This is a genomic window from Janthinobacterium leeuwenhoeki (assembly GCF_051380795.1).
Lineage (GTDB): Bacteria > Pseudomonadota > Gammaproteobacteria > Burkholderiales > Burkholderiaceae_D > Janthinobacterium.
The window spans coordinates 220736-237023 of sequence record NZ_JBNYXT010000001.1; the positions used below are offsets into that span (position 1 = coordinate 220736).

The following is a 16288-nucleotide window of genomic DNA, read 5'->3' on the forward strand; positions in this document are numbered from 1 at the left end:
CGCCGGCGGCAACAGCCGCAGTACCCGCTTTACCAGCAACTCCCCGCTCCCTCCTCAAAAATGCAAATCAATTGCATTAATGCGCACGCGGCTATATTATGCAAGTCAGTTGCATTATTAACGCCATGCCGCAGCCGGCAAGCCGTTTGACAGCCGGCAGTTATATCCGGTAACTGCCGTTTACCACCATTGCCCCACTTCCACATCATGAAAACTAGAATACGGCCTACGGCCATGGCCATTTCGCTCGCCCTCGCCCATGGCGGCTACGCCGTTGCAGACGATGCCATCGGCGAAGCAGCCCTGCAGGCGATCACCGTCAACAGCACGCGCAGCGCCCTCGATCCGAACCTGCCAGCGAGCAGCGCCAGCAAGACACAAGAGGAAATGCGCCAGCAGCAAAACATCTTCAATCCCGAGGATGCGCTGCGCAACATGCCCAGCATGAGCATACGCAAGCGCTATAGCGGCGACCGCAACGCCCTGGTTGGCGGACGCAGCTTTTCCACCACGCAGGCGCCGCGCGCGCTGGTCTACATGGACGGCTACCTGCTGTCGAATTTTCTGGGCCGCTTCGACGCGCCGCGCTGGAACATGCTGGCGCCGGAGGAAATGAGCCGCGTTGATGTGCTGTATGGCCCCTTTTCGGCGCTTTATCCCGGCAATTCGATGGGTACGACCATCGCCATCAGCACCAACCGTCCGACCGCCTTCGCGGGCTCCGTGCGCATCGCGGGCCAGGATCAGTCATTCAGCCAGTATGGCTTGCATGGCCACTACCGCAACGTCCAGGGTTCCGCCCTGCTGGGCGACAAACTGGCATCCGGGCTGTGGTACAAATTGCTGCTCAACCATCAGGATGCGACCAGCCAGCCGATGGGCTACTACAGCGCCACGGCGAATGGCGCCGGCGTATTTGCCGTGCCAGCCGGCGGCGCGGCGACGCCAGTCACCGGCATCGTCTATGACCAGGGGCCGTTTGGCAGCCGCCGCGCCATCTTCGGTGCGAATGCAGGCGCCATCGATCACACCAGGCAGAACACGGCAAAAGTGACTGTGGGCTACGACGTCAGCCCCACCGTCAGCGCCGAAGGCTTCGCCGCCTGGTGGAGCAATGCCAGCGTCACCCGTAATCAGACCTTCCTGCGCGATGCGGGCGGCAAGCCCGTATGGTCCGGCCGCGTCAGCGATGGCACGCATGTCTTCGCCATTCCCGCCAACGCCTTCGCCCCCTACCAGCGCGATGAACATCACGCGCAAGCCGGCTTGAGCATCAAGACGCGCAACAGGAGCGGCTGGAATGGCAGTGTCAGCGCCAGCCTGTACCGCGTGCTCGACGACGTGCAGCGCAATGCAGGCAGCGCCGATCCCCTGGCTGCGCTGGGCGGGGCCGGTACGGCGGTAGTGCGCGACGGCAGCGGCTTTCAATCGCTCGACGCGCAAACCACCTACACGCCAACCAGCGGCGACTGGGGCAATGGCGCCCACAGCCTGACCTTCGGCATGCACGCGGATAACTATACCTTGCGGCAACAGAGCCGCAAGACAGCGGACTGGCGCATTGCCGCTGGCGGCGAAACGCAATTCGTGGGCGGAAAAACGCGGACATTGGCGCTGTATGGCCAGGACGCATGGCAGCTTGCGCCCCGCTGGCGCGCAGTTGTCGGCCTGCGCGCGGAAGCGTGGAACGCGGACGACGGTACGCAGCGCGTGGTGCCGGGTGCCAGCGTGAACTATCCGCGCCGCAGCGAGCAAGCCTGGTCGCCCAAGCTGTCGCTCAGCTGGGATGCCGATGCGGACACCACGCTGCGCGCCTCCGCCGGGCGCGGCACGCGCTTCGCCACCGTCGCCGAGCTGTTCCAGGGCACCGCGGCAGGCAGCAGCATCACCATCAACGATCCGGGCCTGAAGGCGGAGCGTTCGGATGCGCTGGAACTGACGGCGGAACACCGCCATGCTGCGGGCAGCGTGCGCGCCTCGCTGTTCCAGGACGATATTCGCCATACCATCTGGACCCAGCTCAATCTGAATGTTTTTCCCAACGTGACGAATGTGCAAAATATCGGCCGCGTGCGCACGCGGGGGCTGGAACTGGTCGGCCAACAGGACAGTCTCGGCATCGATGGGCTGAGCGCGGAAGCCAATATCGCCTTCACGCGCGCGGTTATTGTCGAGAACGACAATTATCAGCCATCGGTGGGCAAGCAGTGGCCACGCGTGCCGCGCGTGCGCGCCAGCGCCACGCTGGTGTATGCGCCCGCCGATGCCTGGAACGTGGCGGCCAGTTACCGCTATTCCAGCGCCCAGTTCAATGAAATGACGAATAGCGATGTCAACAGCAACGTGTATGGCGGCGTCTCGCGCATCAGCCAGCTCGATGTCCGGCTGCGCCTGAAGCCGGCCAGAGGCACGGAAGTAGCGCTCGGCATCGACAACCTGAACAATGACAAGGCGTTCCAGCTGCATCCCTACCCGGGGCGCACGCTGTTTGCCGAAGTGCGTTACGCCTTTTAAGAAGACAAGGAAACGGCATGATAGAGATCGCACAACTGAGCAAGCGCTATGACGGCAGAAGCGTAGTCGATGGACTCAACCTGCGCGTGGATAGCGGGGAAATCTATGCCTTGCTGGGGCCGAACGGCGCTGGCAAGTCGACCACCATCGGCTGCCTGCTGGGCTTTATCGAGGCCGACGCCGGCAGCATCCGTCTGGCCGGATCCACGCTGGCGCCGGCACAGGCCGCCGTCGAGCACGCGGCCTATATCGCGGAAAACGTGGCGCTGTATGAGCGCCTGAGCGGCGTCGAGAACGTCGAATTCTTCATGCGCTTGCTGGGTATCAAGCCGCGCCGCCGCGACATCGAAACCTTGCTGGAGCGCGCGGGCCTGCCCGAACACGCCTGGCACCGCATGGCCTGTGGCTATTCGAAAGGCATGCGGCAGAAAGTGGGCATCGTGATGGCTCTGGCCAAGGGCGCGCAAGTGCTGGTGCTCGACGAGCCGACGTCCGGCCTCGACCCCGAAGCTAGCGTAGCGTTCGGCACATTGGTGCGCTCACTGGCCGACGACGGCGCGGCGGTATTGATGGCAACGCACGATCTGTTCCGCGCGCAGGAACTGGCGGACCGCTGCGGCATGCTGGTAGGCGGCCGCCTGGCCGGAGAATGGAAATTGGGAGAATTGAATGCAGGCGAACTTGAACGCAACTACCTTGACATCCTCGCCCGCAGCGCCTGAGCGCCGTGGTGGCTGGAGGCGCTGGCGCCACGCGTATAAGGGCGCATGGCAGGCCGACTGGCGCGAACGCCGGCGTGACTGGCGCGTCTGGCTGGTGATCCTCGTGGGCCTGGCGCTGGCCATCTGTGCGGCGACACTGTCGTCGCTGGAGCTGCGCGCGACGCTCGATGCCCGACAGACGGCGCAACAGGCGGAAAAACAGCGCTGGTCGCAGCAGGGCGAAAAGTATCCGCACGCGGCAGCCCATTATGGCGTGTACGTCTTCAAGCCGCTGTCCGCGCTGGCCGCCCTCGATCCCGGCATCGAACAGTATGTCGGCGCCAGCGTCTGGCTGGAGGCGCACAAGCAGAACGAGCTGGCATATCGCCCTGCCAACGACGACATCGGCATCAATCGCCAGCTGCGGCTGCAGCCCGCATTCGTGCTCCAGGTGCTGGCGCCGATGGCGATGATTTTTCTCGGCTTCGGCATGTTCGCCGCCGAACGCGAACGGGGCACACTGGCCGCATTGCGCATCAACGCCGCGCCGCTCGGTGCCCTGGCGCTGGCGCGCGGCGCCGTCCTGCTGTGCCTAGCCCTGAGCATGGCGCTGCCGGCCTGCCTGGCTGTCAGCCTGCTCGACTGGACCCTGGAACAACGCAGCCCGTTCAGCGACGGTCCCCTGCGCGCGGCGCTGTTTGCGCTGGGTTATGGACTGTATCTGTGCACCTGGGCCGCGCTGATCGCCGGCGTCTCCGCCTGGATGCCGAATCTGCGCAGCAGCCTGGCTGTGCTGATAGGCGCCTGGGCGCTGGCGGCCCTGGCCGTGCCGCGCGCCGCCGTCGAATTGGCGCAACTTGCCTCGCCCCTGCCCAGCATGCAGCAGTTCCGCACCGACCTCGATAACGCGCTGGGCATGCCCGACGATCCAGCGCAGGCCAATCGCGACCGCGAGCAGCTGCTGCGTCAGCATGGGGTCAAGGAAGTCAGCGACTTGCCCGTCAACTGGGCCGGCATCAGCCTGCAGCGGGGCGAAGAACGGGGTGACCGGCTCTTTGATGCACACTATGGACGCGTCTTCGACGCCATGCGGCGCCAGAGCGCGGCGGCGACGCTGGCCGGCTGGCTCTCGCCGTCGGTGGCCATCGCTGGCCTGTCGAGCTCGGTGGCGGGTAGCGACATGGAGCATCATCTGCAGTTTGTCGAAGGCGCGGAACGGCAGCGCCGGCTGATACAGCAAATCATGAACCGGGCCATCACGGCGCATCGCGAACACGCCGGCGTGCGGTATCTGGGTGACGCGTCGCTATGGAACCAGGTGCCGCCATTGCGCTTCGTTTTCGCACCGCTCGACCTGGACAAGCTGTTGTCGCGGCATCTGCTGCCCCTGTTTACCCTGTTCGGCGCCAGCCTGCTGCTATGCGGCACCGGCTTGCGCCATCTACGCCATGGAAGTATACGATGAAACAGACGATGACCCTGATCGCCTACGACTTGCGCAGTCAGTTGCGCGAGCGCGGCACGCTGATCCTGATGCTGGCGGGCTTGCTGCTGGCCGCGTTCGCGCTGTGCGAAGGCACGCGTTTCGACCGCCAGGGCCGCCAGGCGGCCGCTTCGGCGATAGCACAGGAAGTGCAAGCCCGGGCGGACGCCACGGCGCTGGCGCAACGCTATTTTGCCAACCCGGCGGCGGAGGAATTTGCCGACTTGAAATGGTACCGCACAGCGGTCGATGTGCGCGGCTATGCGTTCCGCGAGCACGTGGGATTTGCCGCGAAACCCGCCATGGCAGGCGCCGGACTGGCCATCGGCCAGGCGGACTTGCTGCCGTCCTATGTGCGCGTGCGGGCCGAATCAATGGAGTCGGTGCGCACCGCGCTGGAGATCGCCCATCCTGCGCTGCTGGCGGCAGGACGTTTCGACCTGCTGTTCTTTATCATCTATCTATGGCCCCTTATCTTGCTGGCGCTGACCACTTCCGTCCTCACGCAGGACCGGGAAACCCTGCGCCTGCGCACCCTGCAGCTGCAAGGCGTGCGGCCAGGGCGCATGCTGGCGGCGCAGATTACTGCACGCACGCTGGCCGCCACGGCGCTGCTGTGCGCCATGTGCGCAGCGGGCGCGCTGGCGCTCGGCACGGTCAATTGCAACGTGGCCGGCATCGCGGTACTCGCCGCCTGGTGCGGCGTGGTGCTGTTGTATTCCTTGTTCTGGGCCTGCGTTGCCATGGCCATTTGCGCCACCTGCGGCAATCGGATGAGCGCCGCCTTTGCCGGTTTTGGCGCCTGGCTGGTGCTGGCCGTGCTGATGCCCGGCGCCATGCAAGCCGTGACCCAATGGCGCGCGCCCGTGCCCCAGCGCGAAAGCTACGTCCAGGCCATGCGCGACGCCGGTGATCAGGTCGCCGCCAACAAGCTCGCCAGCCTGGGCCGCTTCTATGACAGCCACCCCGAATGGCGTCCCGCCACACCGCTCGACAAGGTTGCGTCCAGCGTGTCGCGGCTGCAGCGGGCGCAGGAGCTGGAACGGGCCATGGTCGGCGTCGAAGGGCAATTCGCACAGGCCCGGCAGCGGCGCGAGGATTTGCTGGCGCAATGGCAAGTATTCAGTCCCATGACGCTCGCCTACCAGACCCTGGTCGGCATGGCGGGCAATGACAGCGCCCGCCATCAGCGCTTCCTCGGGGAAGTCCAGCAGCACCAGCAGCGCCTGCGCGACTATTTCCAGCGCACCATCCAGCTGTCGGCGCTGGGCGACGAGCGCGCGCCCTGTGCAGCCACTTGCCTGGGCGGCTACGGTTTTCGCGACTTCGGGCAGGTACCCGTCTTCGCGCCGTCAGCGGCGTTATCGCTCACCTCCCCATGGCGCATGCAACTCGTTGCGCTGCTGGCGTGGATGGCGGGACTGATGGCACTGGCAGCCCTCCTGCTATCCCGCCCCTGGGCCATCGGCAGGCACTGACGGGCATCTGCCTGGCCGCCACAGATCAGGCATACTGGCGGCAACGCTGGGAAATCGGGCGTCAGCCAGCACAGCGGCAAGGCAAGGCAGCACCTGGCTGGACATATTTCCTTTGGGCGCCGCACTTGAAATGCCTGATTCCGCTATCATTTCCAATCTGAACTATTCATTATGAAAGAGATTGACATGTCCGATTTGCTCGAAACACTGCAATGGCGCTACGCCACCAAGAAGATGGACCCCACTAAAACGGTGCCGCAAGACAAGGTCGAGCGCATCCTGGAAGCCGTGCGCCTGACGGCCAGCTCCAGCGGCCTGCATCCTTACGAAGTCTTCGTCGTGACGAATCCGGCCCTGCGCGAGCAGATCAAGCCGCATGCATGGAACCAGTCGCAAGTGACGGACGCCTCGCATTTGCTGGTGTTTGCCGCCTGGGACAATTACACGGTCGAACGCATCAACAAGATGTTTGACCTGGTCAACACAGTGCGCGGCTTCAAAAATGAAGGTTGGGAAGCGTACCGCCAGCAGATCCTGGCCACGTATCCGCAGCGCGATGCCGAGACCAACTACCAGCACGCGGCGCGCCAGGCGTATATCGGCGTGGGCACGGCCCTGATCGCCGCGGCGCAGGAAAAAGTCGATTCGACGCCGATGGAAGGCTTTGATCCGGCCAAGGTCGATGACATCCTGAAGCTGCGCGAAAAAGGCCTGCGTTCCGTCGTCATGCTGCCGCTGGGCTACCGCGCCGACGAAGGCGACTGGCTGGTGGACTTGAAAAAAGTGCGCCCTGCGCGCGAGCAATTCATCACCGAGCTGGCGTAAGCGCCTCACCCGTGCTTGAAAAGCGGATGCCCTCACCGGCATCCGCTTTTTTTTCGTTCAGGCCGCTTGCGGGAAGCGCACCGTCACCTGCAAGCCCCGTCCGGCCTCCCCTTCGGCCAGCGCGATATCGGCCTGGTGGTGCTCGGCGATATGGCGCACGATGGACAGGCCCAGGCCACAGCCCCAGGCGTCGTTGCCGTCGGGACGGAAGAAGCGGTCGAACAGGCGCGCATGGTGCTGCTGCGGCACGCCGGGGCCGTTGTCGGACACGCGCAGCAGGGGCCGGCCCCCTTCCACCGCCGCCTGCAAGTCGACCCTGCCGCCCTGCTGCGTGTAGCGCAAGGCATTATCGATCAGGTTATTCAGCAACACTTGCAAGCCGTCGGGATCGGCCTGCACCAGCACCCTGGCCGGCGGCGCTTCCACCACGCCCAAGTCGATTGCACGGCTGTCGGCCAGCGCGCTGTGATCGGCCACGGCCGCTTCCAGCAATTGGCCCAGGTCCACCGTGTGCAGCTGGCTGGTCGCCAGCGCCGTTTCATGGCGCGCCAGACTCAATAGCTGGCGCACCAAGTGCGTGCTGCGGTCCAGCCGCTCATGCAGCCGCGCCAGCGCCACGCGGCGTTCTTCCTCGCTGCCGGCCCGCTCGGCCACCTGCAGCTGCAATTTCAGCGCCGTCAGCGGCGAACGCAATTCATGCGCGGCATCGGCAACAAAGGTGCGCTGCGCCGTCAGCGCCGCTTCGAACTGTCCCATCAGGCTATTTAGCGCCAGCGCCACGGGCCGCAGCTCAGGCGGCATGTCGTCGGCCGCCAGCGGCGTCAGGCTGTCCGGCGAACGGCCCGCCACCGATTCGGCCAGCCGGTGCAGCGGCGCCAGCGCGCGCCCTACCACGGCGACGATCAGCAGCGCCAGGATCAGCGCGAACACCAGCAGGGGCGCGCCGGCGCGCATGGTCATCCGCCAGGCAAGCTGATCGCGCACGGTTTGCGCCTGCGCCACCTGCACGTAGCGGCCGCGCCGCGTCTCGCCGTACAGGCGCCAGTCCTCGCCATGCAACACGACATCGGCAAAGCCGGTCAGCGCATAGCGCGGCAGTGACGGCTGGCCCTGCAGGACGGGCAATGGCTGCCCGCCCTCATCCCACGCCTGCAGCACGAACGCTTCTTCCGGGTCTTGCGCGGCGGCCAGGCCCGCCAGCGGCTCGAACTCGTCCGGCAAGGCCACGGCCAGCTGGCGCAGCTGCAAATCGGCCAGTTCATTGGTTTCTTCCAGTAGCGAGCGGAACAGCGAAATGCCGGCGCCCAGCACGCACAGCAAGGTCGCTGCCAGCAAACCGAGCAGCAACTGGCGGCGGATGGTCAGCAAGATGCTACCCGCATCTTGTAGCCCACGCCGCGCACGGTCTGGATGCAGTCGGCGCCCAGCTTCTTGCGCAGCTGGTACACGTACACATCGACGGTATTGCTTTCCACTTCGCAATCCCAGCCGTACAGCTTCTCGCTCAGCTGGCGCTTCGACACCACCTTGCCCGGATGGTCGAGCAAGGCGCGCAGCACGGAAAACTCGCGCGGCGGCAGCTTGATCAGCTCCCCCTCGAACGTGACGTCGTGGCTGGCCAGGTCCAGGATCAGCGCGCCATGCTCGATGACGGAGCGCGAACGGCTGACCCGGCGGCGCAGCAGCGCACGTATGCGCGCCAGCAGCTCATCGAGGTCGAACGGCTTGACCAGGTAGTCGTCGGCGCCGCTGTCGAGGCCTTCCACGCGGGCCGGCGTGCCGTCGCGCGCCGTGATGATCAGCACGGGCAACTCGGCGCCCCGCGCGCGCATGGCGCGCAGCACCGCCATGCCCTCCTTGCCGGGCAAACCCAGGTCCAGCAGCATCAAATCGTAGGCGAAACCGGCCAGCGCCAACTCCGCATCGTGGCCGTCGCGCACCCAGTCCACGGCATAGCACTCGCCGCGCAAGCCCTCGACCAGGCTTTCCCCGATCATCGGATCGTCTTCCACCAGCAACACGCGCACGGGAACCTCTCGCAGTCTTGAAAATACCGTCATCTTACTCCCGTATGCGACGCCCCATCGCTGCACCGGTGTCACGACGGGCCTGGCGTTGACGTACGAGTCGCTGTCGAACTGGATATAGGGATGGGTCTTGTGGATACCGCCGCCCTGCTGCGGCGTCAGACTGGCCTGTGGATGCTGTCACTGGCGCTCCGACGTCATCTTCATGTGATCGTCGGCGCTATGGCTGCGCACGTCGAGCGGGATATGCTGGTCGTAGACGAACGATTCGGTGGGGCCAGGCACGCCCTTCAACACTTGCCAGGCAGGAATCTGCTAATTGCTCTGCGGGTTCTGCGGTTTCAGGAACACCCGCGCCGGACGACGAGCCCGCGATTTCCTCTGGCGCTGGTCATCACTGCAAACGATGCAGCGGCGCTCGCCTGGCACTGCCCACAACAGGCCCTGGGGGATGCAGGGCCTGTGCGGCAGCTTACCAGACGCTTACTGCGCCAGGTAGCGCTCCGAACGGGGGCCGTACAGCAGGCCGTTCGGCACGCCGGCCGACAGCATACGCGCATTCGCCGTGCCAGCCAGCGGATGGCTGGCATCGGTGCTGGTGTTGATGATCTGCTTGACCGCCGCCGTCACCAGCATGCCGACCAGGCCGCCGCCACCGCTGTTATTGCCTTCGTTGCTCGATGCGCTGGCCGCGCCCTGCCACAGCAAGGCGCCCGTCTTCAGGTCGACCAGCTTGGCGTTGACCGAGACCACCGTCACGCTGTCGATCACGGCGTAGGTCGTGCCGTACTTGGAAATCGTCACGTACAAGCCCGCATCGGCGCCAAAGATCTCGTTGAGCTTTTTCGCATCGACGCCGTGGATATCGGCGGCGTTCGTCAAGCCGTTCTGCTTGAAGGTTTCACCGACCACGGCCACCGGCAGCACATAGTAGCCCGCTTCGGCCAGCGGATAGGTCACTTGCGCGTAGACGCTGTTACCGGCATTGACTTCCGGCGAGTTGTTCAGCGGCGGCAAGACCACGATCGAGCGGGGCTTGGCCGCCTTGAAAGCGGTGTAATCGTATGCCGCCTGCTTGGTGGCACAACCGACCATGAAGATGGCAGGACCCAGGCACAGGGCCATTTTCAACATGCGCGACATCATAATTTCTCGCCTTTTTTCAATTTACCCAACAGGAAGTCCATGTACGGCGTCGATTCCGGGAACAGTTTTTTCTCGTCTTCGAACTGCGCGGCGACCTGCTCCGGCTTGCCCGCGATCGAGTACAACATGCCCAGGTGGGCGTGGTAGCCCGGCGGCGCATGATTGCCCTTCGCAGCGATCACTTGCAGGTCTTTTTCCATGGCGGCGATCTGCTGCTCGGGACTTTCACCCTTCAGGTATTCGTACACTTGCGGCTGGTAGCCTTCCCATTGGTACAGGGTCTTCGATTGCGTGGCGCAGCCGGTCAGGGCGGCACAGGCGAGCATAGCCAGCAGGGCTGCGCCCTTGTTCATCATTGTTTTCATGGGATACCTTATTGTTTGCGCAGTGCGCCCGCTTCAACGCCAGCCACCAGGCGCTCGACCGCTTCGCGCATGGCCAGGTCCAGTACCTTGCCGTTGAGGGTGGCGTCGTAGCTGGCGGTGCCGCCAAAGCCCAGCACTTCACGGTTCGACAGGCTGTATTCACCGGCGCCGCCCGCCGAGTACACGACTTCCGAGGTGGCGATATTGACGACGTTCAAGGTGACCTTGGCATATGCCACTTGCGTCTTGCCGCGACCCATGATGCCGAACAATTGCTTGTCGCCCACTTCCTTGCGGCCGAATTCGGTCACGTCGCCCGTGACGACGAAGTCCGCGCCCTTGATGTTCTGGCCCTGCTTCTTGAATTCGGCTTCTTGCTTGAGCTCGGCCATGTTGTCGCGGTCGAGCACGTTGAAACGGTTGGACGTTTGCAGGTGCGCAATCAGGATCGTTTTCGACTGGCTGCCCAGGCGGTCGACGCCATCGGAAAAGATGCCGCGCATGAAATTCGAGCGGTTGTCGAATTTACCGACAGCGATCAGCGTGCGTGGACCAACGTAGGGACGGGCTGCACTGGCGACCGTGGGGACAGCCAGGGCTTGCGAGGATTCGGAAGCGCAGCCAGCCAAGGCCGCGCCAATCAGCGCTGCAATCAACAACGCGCCGGGTTTATTCTTGTTCATAGTGCCCTTAAGATATGGAGGATCAGGAGCCACCTGCAAAATTGATTTTAGGCAAGTTAATTTCCTGCCTGCAATTATATGGTATTGCATGTCTCATAATTCTCTCCAAAAGTAACGATGACAAGGATTGCATGATTGCCCGTCCTGTACAGGCGCGGCCCTGCTTGACTTCCCAGGTCAGATTCATTAACTTAGTAGTAAAAGCGTGTCGTCAGCGCCCTATGCCACTGTTCCTCACAGACCTTGCCCGCCGACCTGCCCCACCCCGGCGCCCACTCCACGCTTTTCACATAGACAGGTCTCCAGGCCATGCCGACACACGATCATTCCCCGGCCCATCCGCTGGCCACGGCGCTGGCGCTCTCGCTGGGTGCCGCCGTCGCCCTGGGCCTGTCGCGCTTTTCCTATGGCTTGCTGCTGCCGCCCATGCGCGCCGACCTGGGCTGGTCCTACCTGCTGGCCGGAGCCATGAACACCTTCAATGCGCTCGGCTATTTTCTCGGCGCCCTGGCCACGCCGGCCCTGATGCGCCGCCTGGGCGTGTGGCGTTTGCTGATCATCGGTTCCGTGCTGGCCAGCATCTTCATGCTGATGTCGGGCCTCGTCAGCGACACGACCACCCTGTTCCTGCAGCGCGTGTGCGCGGGCGTGGCGAGCGCCTTCATGTTCATCGCCGGCGGCGTACTGGCGGCGCGGCTCGGTTCCATGCACAGCCAGCGCGCCGGCTTCTACATCGGGCTGTATTACGGCGGCACGGGTTTCGGCATCGCGCTGTCGGCCCTGCTGGTGCCGGCCGCGCTGACGTCCGCCCAGGAGCACGGCGCCGCGCATGCCTGGCAGTGGCCATGGCTGGCACTCGGGATCGCCTGCCTGCTCGCCACCGCCATCATGGCCTTGCCGGCGAAAGCAATCGGCGAAGCGCCGCGCGCCCTCGACACGCCGCGACCTTTTGCCTGGCGTGATTTCTTGCCCAGCCTGGCCGGCTATTTCATGTTCGGCGTCGGCTACATCGGCTACATGACTTTCGTCATCGCCCTGCTCAAGCAGCAAGGCATGAGCGCCACCTTGATCACCGTGTTCTACACTGTATTGGGCCTGGCGGTGGTGGCGTCGTCGCGCATCTGGGCGCGCATGCTGGACCGCTACAGGGGCGGCGAATCGCTGGCGATATTGAATGGCGTGCTGGGCGTGGTCACCATCCTGCCCGCGCTGACGAGCTTTGTCCCCGTCGTGTTCCTCTCCGGACTGGTCTTCGGCGCCGTATTCCTGTCGGTAGTGGCGTCGACCACGGCCCTGGTGCGGCATAACCTGCCGCAGCAATCCTGGACGGCAGGCATCAGCGCCTACACGACGGTGTTCGCGCTGGGCCAGATCGTCGGCCCCATCGTGGTCGGCTGGATCGCAGACGGCCCCGCCGGCCTGGAGCGGGGTTTGATCGCCTCTGCCATCGCTCTCTTCATCGGCGCGGCGCTGGCTTCGCGGCAAAAGGCGCTGGCGCCAGCCGCATAGTAGACTAAAGGGATAGCCGACCTTCGAGGAAAGAACACGATGAACACCGATGCCCGAAAAATCCCCCCAACGATGGATGCCGAAACCTTGGAATTCATCCAGAGCCTGTTCGCCCTGGTACGCGAAGGCGACACGCAGCAACTGGGCGCCATGCTTGCCCAGGGCGTGCCAGTGAACTTCCGCAACGAAAAAGGCGACAGCCTGATCATGCTGGCCAGCTACCATGGCCACTTGGAAACGTCACGCCTGCTGCTCGCAGCGGGCGCCGACGCCAACGTCCCGAACGACCAGGGCCAGACGCCGCTGGCCGGTGTGGCCTACAAGGGCTACCTGGACATCGCCGAACTGCTGCTCCAGCACGGCGCCAAGGTAGAAGGCAGCAGCCCGGATGGCAAGACCCCCTTGATGATGGCCGCCATGTTCAACCGCCTGGCCATCCTCGACCTGCTGCTGCAACACGGCGCCCGCATCGATGCCGTGGACAGCCGCGGCATGACCGCCGTTTCGCTGGCCAAGTCCATGAATGCGCAGGAAACCCTCGCCCGCCTGGTCGGCCTGGGGCAGACGACGTGAATGCGGCGGTTTGATCTGCTCCGGTGCTGCGGCACCCAGGATCAGTAACAATTTCACGGACGGAATGAGGCTTCGCCATTTCAACGAAACCTCACCATACCGATGAAAAGTCACCTATCAATTATCGCAACGAACCTTCTTTAAATAAATCCGCCTCATAACCCAGCTCCATAGAGAATTTACCGGCTTCAACATTTACCGTAAATTCGCAACGTGTCCATGCAGGCTGATTATTGCTGACCATGAATTGCTGATGGTCACCAACCAAATCAAGAAGTTTCTCCGTCTCTAAATCACTGATGGAGAAATTTCTCTCGATGACTCCGTTATTTGAATAAAACTCAAATCGACCGACATCACCCTCAGGAGAAAGGACTGCAATCATCAAAATTATTTTTGCATCTTCCGGAGCGATACTATATAAATATTTTCCAACTTCCTTAGATATTTCAATATCTTTCGATTCCACTTTTCATCCTTAAACTATATTTTTAAAAGTAACTTTATACTGCACATTATCCACATTATATTCTACCACCCGGATAGGGGGCCGCCATTCCGACACGACCTCAGCCATATTAATGTGCAAACCTCTGCGCAATCTCAGCGCCAATGCACATAGCTCAGGTATCGTCTACCGCATGACGCGACCACTTAGACTTGAGTTCGCCGGTGCCCTCTACCACGTTACTTCGCGGGGCGACCGGCGTGGCGCAATTTATCGGGACGATACCGATCGCCTTGCTTGGCAAGAAGTATTGGAACTTGTGTGTGAACGGCATCATTTTGTCGTGCACAGTTTCTGCCAGATGAGCAATCATTATCATCTGCTCGTTGAAACGGTCGAGGCGAATCTGTCGCAGGGCATGCGCCAACTCAATGGCGTCTATACCCAGCATTTCAATCGACGCCATAAGCTGGCCGGATGGGGGTCAGGTCCGCCATTCCGACACGACCTCAGCCATATCAATGTGCAAACCTCTGCGCAATCTCAGCGCCAATGCACATAGCTCAGGTATCGTCTACCGCATGACGCGACCACTAAGACTTGAGTTCGCCGGTGCCCTCTACCACGTTATTTCGCGGGGCGACCGGCGTGGCGCAATTTATCGGGACGATACCGATCGTCTTGCTTGGCAAGAAGTATTGGAACTTGTGTGTGAACGGCATCATTTTGTCGTGCACAGTTTCTGCCAGATGAGCAATCATTATCATCTGCTCGTTCAAACGGTCGATGCGAATCTGTCGCAGGGCATGCGCCAACTCAATGGCGTCTATACCCAGCATTTCAATCGACGCCATAAGCTTGTCGGGCACGTATTGCAAGGCCGCTACAAAGCCATCTTGGTGCAGAAAGAAAACTATCTGCTGGAATTGGCCCGCTACATCGTCTTGAATCCAGTCCGGGCGCACATGGTGACATCACCCGACGACTGGTACTGGAGCAGCCATCACTACGTTTTGGACGATGCAATGCCTCCATGCTGGTTGACGCGTGACCAAGGGCGTCGGGGTCAGGTCCGGCATTCCGACACCGCCTCAGCAATGCACTGTCTACAAAACCTCTGCGCAATCTCAGTGCCAATATACTTAACCCAGGCACCATCTAACCATGACGCGACCACTACGCCTTGAGTTTGCCGGTGCTCTCTACCAGTTACTTCGCGTGGCGACCGGCGCGGCGCCATTTATCGGGACGACACCGATCGCATTGCCTGGCAAGAAGTGCTAGCCCTTGTATGCGAGCGACACCATTTTATCGTGCATAGCTTTTGCCAGATGAGCAACCATTATCATCTGCTCGTTGAAACGATCGAGGCGAATCTATCGCAGGGCATGCGCCAACTAAATGGCGTGTACACTCAGCATTTCAATCGGCGCCATAAGCTTGTCGGACACGTACTGCAAGGCCGCTACAAAGCTATCTTGGTGCAGAAAGAGAACTATCTATTGGAATTGGCCCGCTACATCGTCTTGAATCCAGTCCGCGCGCACATGGTCACGTCCCCCAGCGACTGGTACTGGAGTAGCCATCACTACTTTTTGGACGACGCAGCGCCTCCATGTTGGTTAGCATGCGACTGGCTTTTAAGCCATTTCGGCGACACGCGCGACGAGGCAATTGCCAACTACTGTCGGTTTGTCGCGGCCGGAATAGGAGAGGCAAGTCCACTCGCTTGCACCTGTCACCAGATTCTACTTGGCGATGAAACCTTCGTTTCGGCACATCAACAATCGCAGCGTTCCGATGAATTAAAAGATACGCCAAGGCTGCAGCGCCGCGCTGTCACACTAACATTAGCCCAATACCAGGCCCGCTACAGCGACAGGGACGAGGCGATGGCACGCGCTTATCTGTCAACAGCTTTTACTATGTCTCACATCGCCGCAGCTTTTCACGTCTCGAGCAGGACGGTCAGTCGAGCAGTATCGGCATTTAGGAAAGCACAACCCGCTGCTGATCGAGACGGCCAAGGCTGAGATCGTGTACGAATGCCGGACCTGACCCCGGCCTGCCGAAATGGAACGCATGACCTGGATTAAACCGTCTTTCTTATGGATGATGTATCGCGCGAGCTGGGGATTCAAAGACGCTGGTCAGCAACGCATACTGGCGATCGATATCAGCAGAGCGGGATTTGAATGGGCACTGGAGCACGGTTGCCTGAGCCACGCGGATGCATCCATGAGCAAGGATGAATGGTCGGCGAAGAAAGAGGCATCGCCTGTGCGCATCCAATGGGACCCGGAGCGGGATCTGCTGTTGCGGCCGCAAGCTCACAGAGCCATTCAGATCGGTCTCAGCAAAAAGGCGGTAGAACTTTACGTAAATCAATGGATAAGCAGGGTGGTGGATGTGACGCCGCTGGCCCACGCAATCCATGCGTTGCTCGCCCAAGAAAAGTTTGAGGAAGCAAAGCACATGCTTCCGCAAGAAAAACCGTATTCGTCAGTATTTCATCCATCCTGAGCGCTGACATCCA

At 62.2% G+C, this 16288-nt stretch carries 17 protein-coding genes; 11 read left to right on the forward strand and 6 right to left on the reverse strand.

The genetic code is table 11. The features are described 5' to 3' along the window. Nucleotides 1-234 precede the first annotated feature (234 nt). From ACQ4WS_RS00850 to ACQ4WS_RS00870, 5 genes are all read left to right on the forward strand, one after another. Complete coding sequence (locus ACQ4WS_RS00850; protein WP_436472801.1) at nt 235-2514, forward strand: TonB-dependent receptor; 2280 nt, start codon at nt 235-237, stop codon at nt 2512-2514. A gap of 17 nt (nt 2515-2531) precedes the next feature. Beyond that, nucleotides 2532-3236, forward strand: coding sequence for an ABC transporter ATP-binding protein (locus tag ACQ4WS_RS00855; protein ID WP_436472803.1), 705 nt, complete (start codon nt 2532-2534; stop codon nt 3234-3236). Continuing rightward, the gene (locus ACQ4WS_RS00860; protein WP_436472804.1) at nt 3196-4680 is read left to right on the forward strand and encodes a DUF3526 domain-containing protein; all 1485 of its coding nucleotides are present in this window, start codon (nt 3196-3198) and stop codon (nt 4678-4680) included. Before ACQ4WS_RS00855 ends, ACQ4WS_RS00860 begins: the two co-directional genes overlap by 41 nt. Further along, on the forward strand, nt 4677-6176 hold the full coding sequence (locus tag ACQ4WS_RS00865; protein WP_436472806.1) for a DUF3526 domain-containing protein: 1500 nt from the start codon (nt 4677-4679) through the stop codon (nt 6174-6176). Before ACQ4WS_RS00860 ends, ACQ4WS_RS00865 begins: the two co-directional genes overlap by 4 nt. A gap of 186 nt (nt 6177-6362) precedes the next feature. After that, complete coding sequence (locus tag ACQ4WS_RS00870) at nt 6363-7001, forward strand: NAD(P)H-dependent oxidoreductase (RefSeq protein ID WP_436472807.1); 639 nt, start codon at nt 6363-6365, stop codon at nt 6999-7001. Nucleotides 7002-7058: 57 nt separating this feature from the next. Here the strand turns inward: ACQ4WS_RS00870 and ACQ4WS_RS00875 are convergent, their stop codons facing one another. From ACQ4WS_RS00875 to ACQ4WS_RS00895, 5 genes are all read right to left on the reverse strand, one after another. Continuing rightward, the gene (locus tag ACQ4WS_RS00875; RefSeq protein WP_436472809.1) at nt 7059-8369 is read right to left on the reverse strand and encodes an ATP-binding protein; all 1311 of its coding nucleotides are present in this window, start codon (nt 8367-8369) and stop codon (nt 7059-7061) included. Continuing rightward, complete coding sequence (locus ACQ4WS_RS00880; protein WP_436472811.1) at nt 8363-9028, reverse strand: response regulator transcription factor; 666 nt, start codon at nt 9026-9028, stop codon at nt 8363-8365. Before ACQ4WS_RS00880 ends, ACQ4WS_RS00875 begins: the two co-directional genes overlap by 7 nt. 483 nt (nt 9029-9511) lie before the next feature. Continuing rightward, a complete protein-coding gene (locus ACQ4WS_RS00885; RefSeq protein WP_131688753.1) occupies nt 9512-10174 on the reverse strand; it encodes a DUF799 domain-containing protein in 663 nt (220 codons plus the stop codon). Next, the gene (locus tag ACQ4WS_RS00890; RefSeq protein ID WP_425269243.1) at nt 10171-10539 is read right to left on the reverse strand and encodes a DUF4810 domain-containing protein; all 369 of its coding nucleotides are present in this window, start codon (nt 10537-10539) and stop codon (nt 10171-10173) included. Before ACQ4WS_RS00890 ends, ACQ4WS_RS00885 begins: the two co-directional genes overlap by 4 nt. An 8-nt stretch (nt 10540-10547) precedes the next feature. Beyond that, nucleotides 10548-11222, reverse strand: coding sequence for a CsgG/HfaB family protein (locus tag ACQ4WS_RS00895; protein WP_071077629.1), 675 nt, complete (start codon nt 11220-11222; stop codon nt 10548-10550). 309 nt (nt 11223-11531) lie between these two features. Between ACQ4WS_RS00895 and ACQ4WS_RS00900 the strand changes: the two genes are divergently transcribed. Continuing rightward, a complete protein-coding gene (locus ACQ4WS_RS00900; protein WP_436472814.1) occupies nt 11532-12731 on the forward strand; it encodes a YbfB/YjiJ family MFS transporter in 1200 nt (399 codons plus the stop codon). 39 nt (nt 12732-12770) lie between these two features. After that, nucleotides 12771-13304 carry an ankyrin repeat domain-containing protein gene (locus tag ACQ4WS_RS00905; protein ID WP_436472816.1) on the forward strand — a complete coding sequence of 178 codons (534 nt, stop codon included), beginning with the start codon at nt 12771-12773 and terminating at the stop codon, nt 13302-13304. A gap of 121 nt (nt 13305-13425) precedes the next feature. Here ACQ4WS_RS00905 and ACQ4WS_RS00910 read toward each other — a convergent pair whose 3' ends face one another. Then, complete coding sequence (locus ACQ4WS_RS00910) at nt 13426-13773, reverse strand: hypothetical protein (RefSeq protein ID WP_436472817.1); 348 nt, start codon at nt 13771-13773, stop codon at nt 13426-13428. Nucleotides 13774-13945: 172 nt separating this feature from the next. On the opposite strand from ACQ4WS_RS00910, the gene ACQ4WS_RS00915 reads away from it, so the two are divergent. From ACQ4WS_RS00915 to ACQ4WS_RS00930, 4 genes are all read left to right on the forward strand, one after another. Further along, nucleotides 13946-14314, forward strand: coding sequence for a transposase (locus ACQ4WS_RS00915; protein WP_436473163.1), 369 nt, complete (start codon nt 13946-13948; stop codon nt 14312-14314). Next, the gene (locus ACQ4WS_RS00920) at nt 14274-14939 is read left to right on the forward strand and encodes a transposase (protein ID WP_436472819.1); all 666 of its coding nucleotides are present in this window, start codon (nt 14274-14276) and stop codon (nt 14937-14939) included. The genes ACQ4WS_RS00915 and ACQ4WS_RS00920 overlap by 41 nt, the downstream gene beginning before the upstream one ends. A gap of 90 nt (nt 14940-15029) precedes the next feature. Further along, nucleotides 15030-15785, forward strand: a complete 756-nt coding sequence (locus ACQ4WS_RS00925; RefSeq protein WP_436472820.1) for a transposase — start codon at nt 15030-15032, stop codon at nt 15783-15785. Between the two features lie 40 nt (nt 15786-15825). After that, a complete protein-coding gene (locus ACQ4WS_RS00930; protein WP_436472822.1) occupies nt 15826-16275 on the forward strand; it encodes a DUF4291 family protein in 450 nt (149 codons plus the stop codon). The last annotated feature ends 13 nt before the right edge of the window (nt 16276-16288 follow it).

Bases quoted from the DNA above. Each gene is read 5' to 3' on its own strand.
- ACQ4WS_RS00865 (WP_436472806.1), top strand. From the start codon at position 4,677: ATGAAACAGACGATGACCCTGATCGCCTACGACTTGCGCAGTCAGTTG.
- ACQ4WS_RS00850 (WP_436472801.1), top strand. From the start codon at position 235: ATGGCCATTTCGCTCGCCCTCGCCCATGGCGGCTACGCCGTTGCAGAC.
- ACQ4WS_RS00895 (WP_071077629.1), bottom strand. From the start codon at position 11,222: ATGAACAAGAATAAACCCGGCGCGTTGTTGATTGCAGCGCTGATTGGC.
- ACQ4WS_RS00885 (WP_131688753.1), bottom strand. From the start codon at position 10,174: ATGATGTCGCGCATGTTGAAAATGGCCCTGTGCCTGGGTCCTGCCATC.
- ACQ4WS_RS00890 (WP_425269243.1), bottom strand. From the start codon at position 10,539: ATGAAAACAATGATGAACAAGGGCGCAGCCCTGCTGGCTATGCTCGCC.
- ACQ4WS_RS00930 (WP_436472822.1), top strand. From the start codon at position 15,826: ATGGAACGCATGACCTGGATTAAACCGTCTTTCTTATGGATGATGTAT.
- ACQ4WS_RS00905 (WP_436472816.1), top strand. From the start codon at position 12,771: ATGAACACCGATGCCCGAAAAATCCCCCCAACGATGGATGCCGAAACC.
- ACQ4WS_RS00870 (WP_436472807.1), top strand. From the start codon at position 6,363: ATGTCCGATTTGCTCGAAACACTGCAATGGCGCTACGCCACCAAGAAG.
- ACQ4WS_RS00920 (WP_436472819.1), top strand. From the start codon at position 14,274: ATGTGCAAACCTCTGCGCAATCTCAGCGCCAATGCACATAGCTCAGGT.
- ACQ4WS_RS00915 (WP_436473163.1), top strand. From the start codon at position 13,946: ATGACGCGACCACTTAGACTTGAGTTCGCCGGTGCCCTCTACCACGTT.
- ACQ4WS_RS00900 (WP_436472814.1), top strand. From the start codon at position 11,532: ATGCCGACACACGATCATTCCCCGGCCCATCCGCTGGCCACGGCGCTG.
- ACQ4WS_RS00855 (WP_436472803.1), top strand. From the start codon at position 2,532: ATGATAGAGATCGCACAACTGAGCAAGCGCTATGACGGCAGAAGCGTA.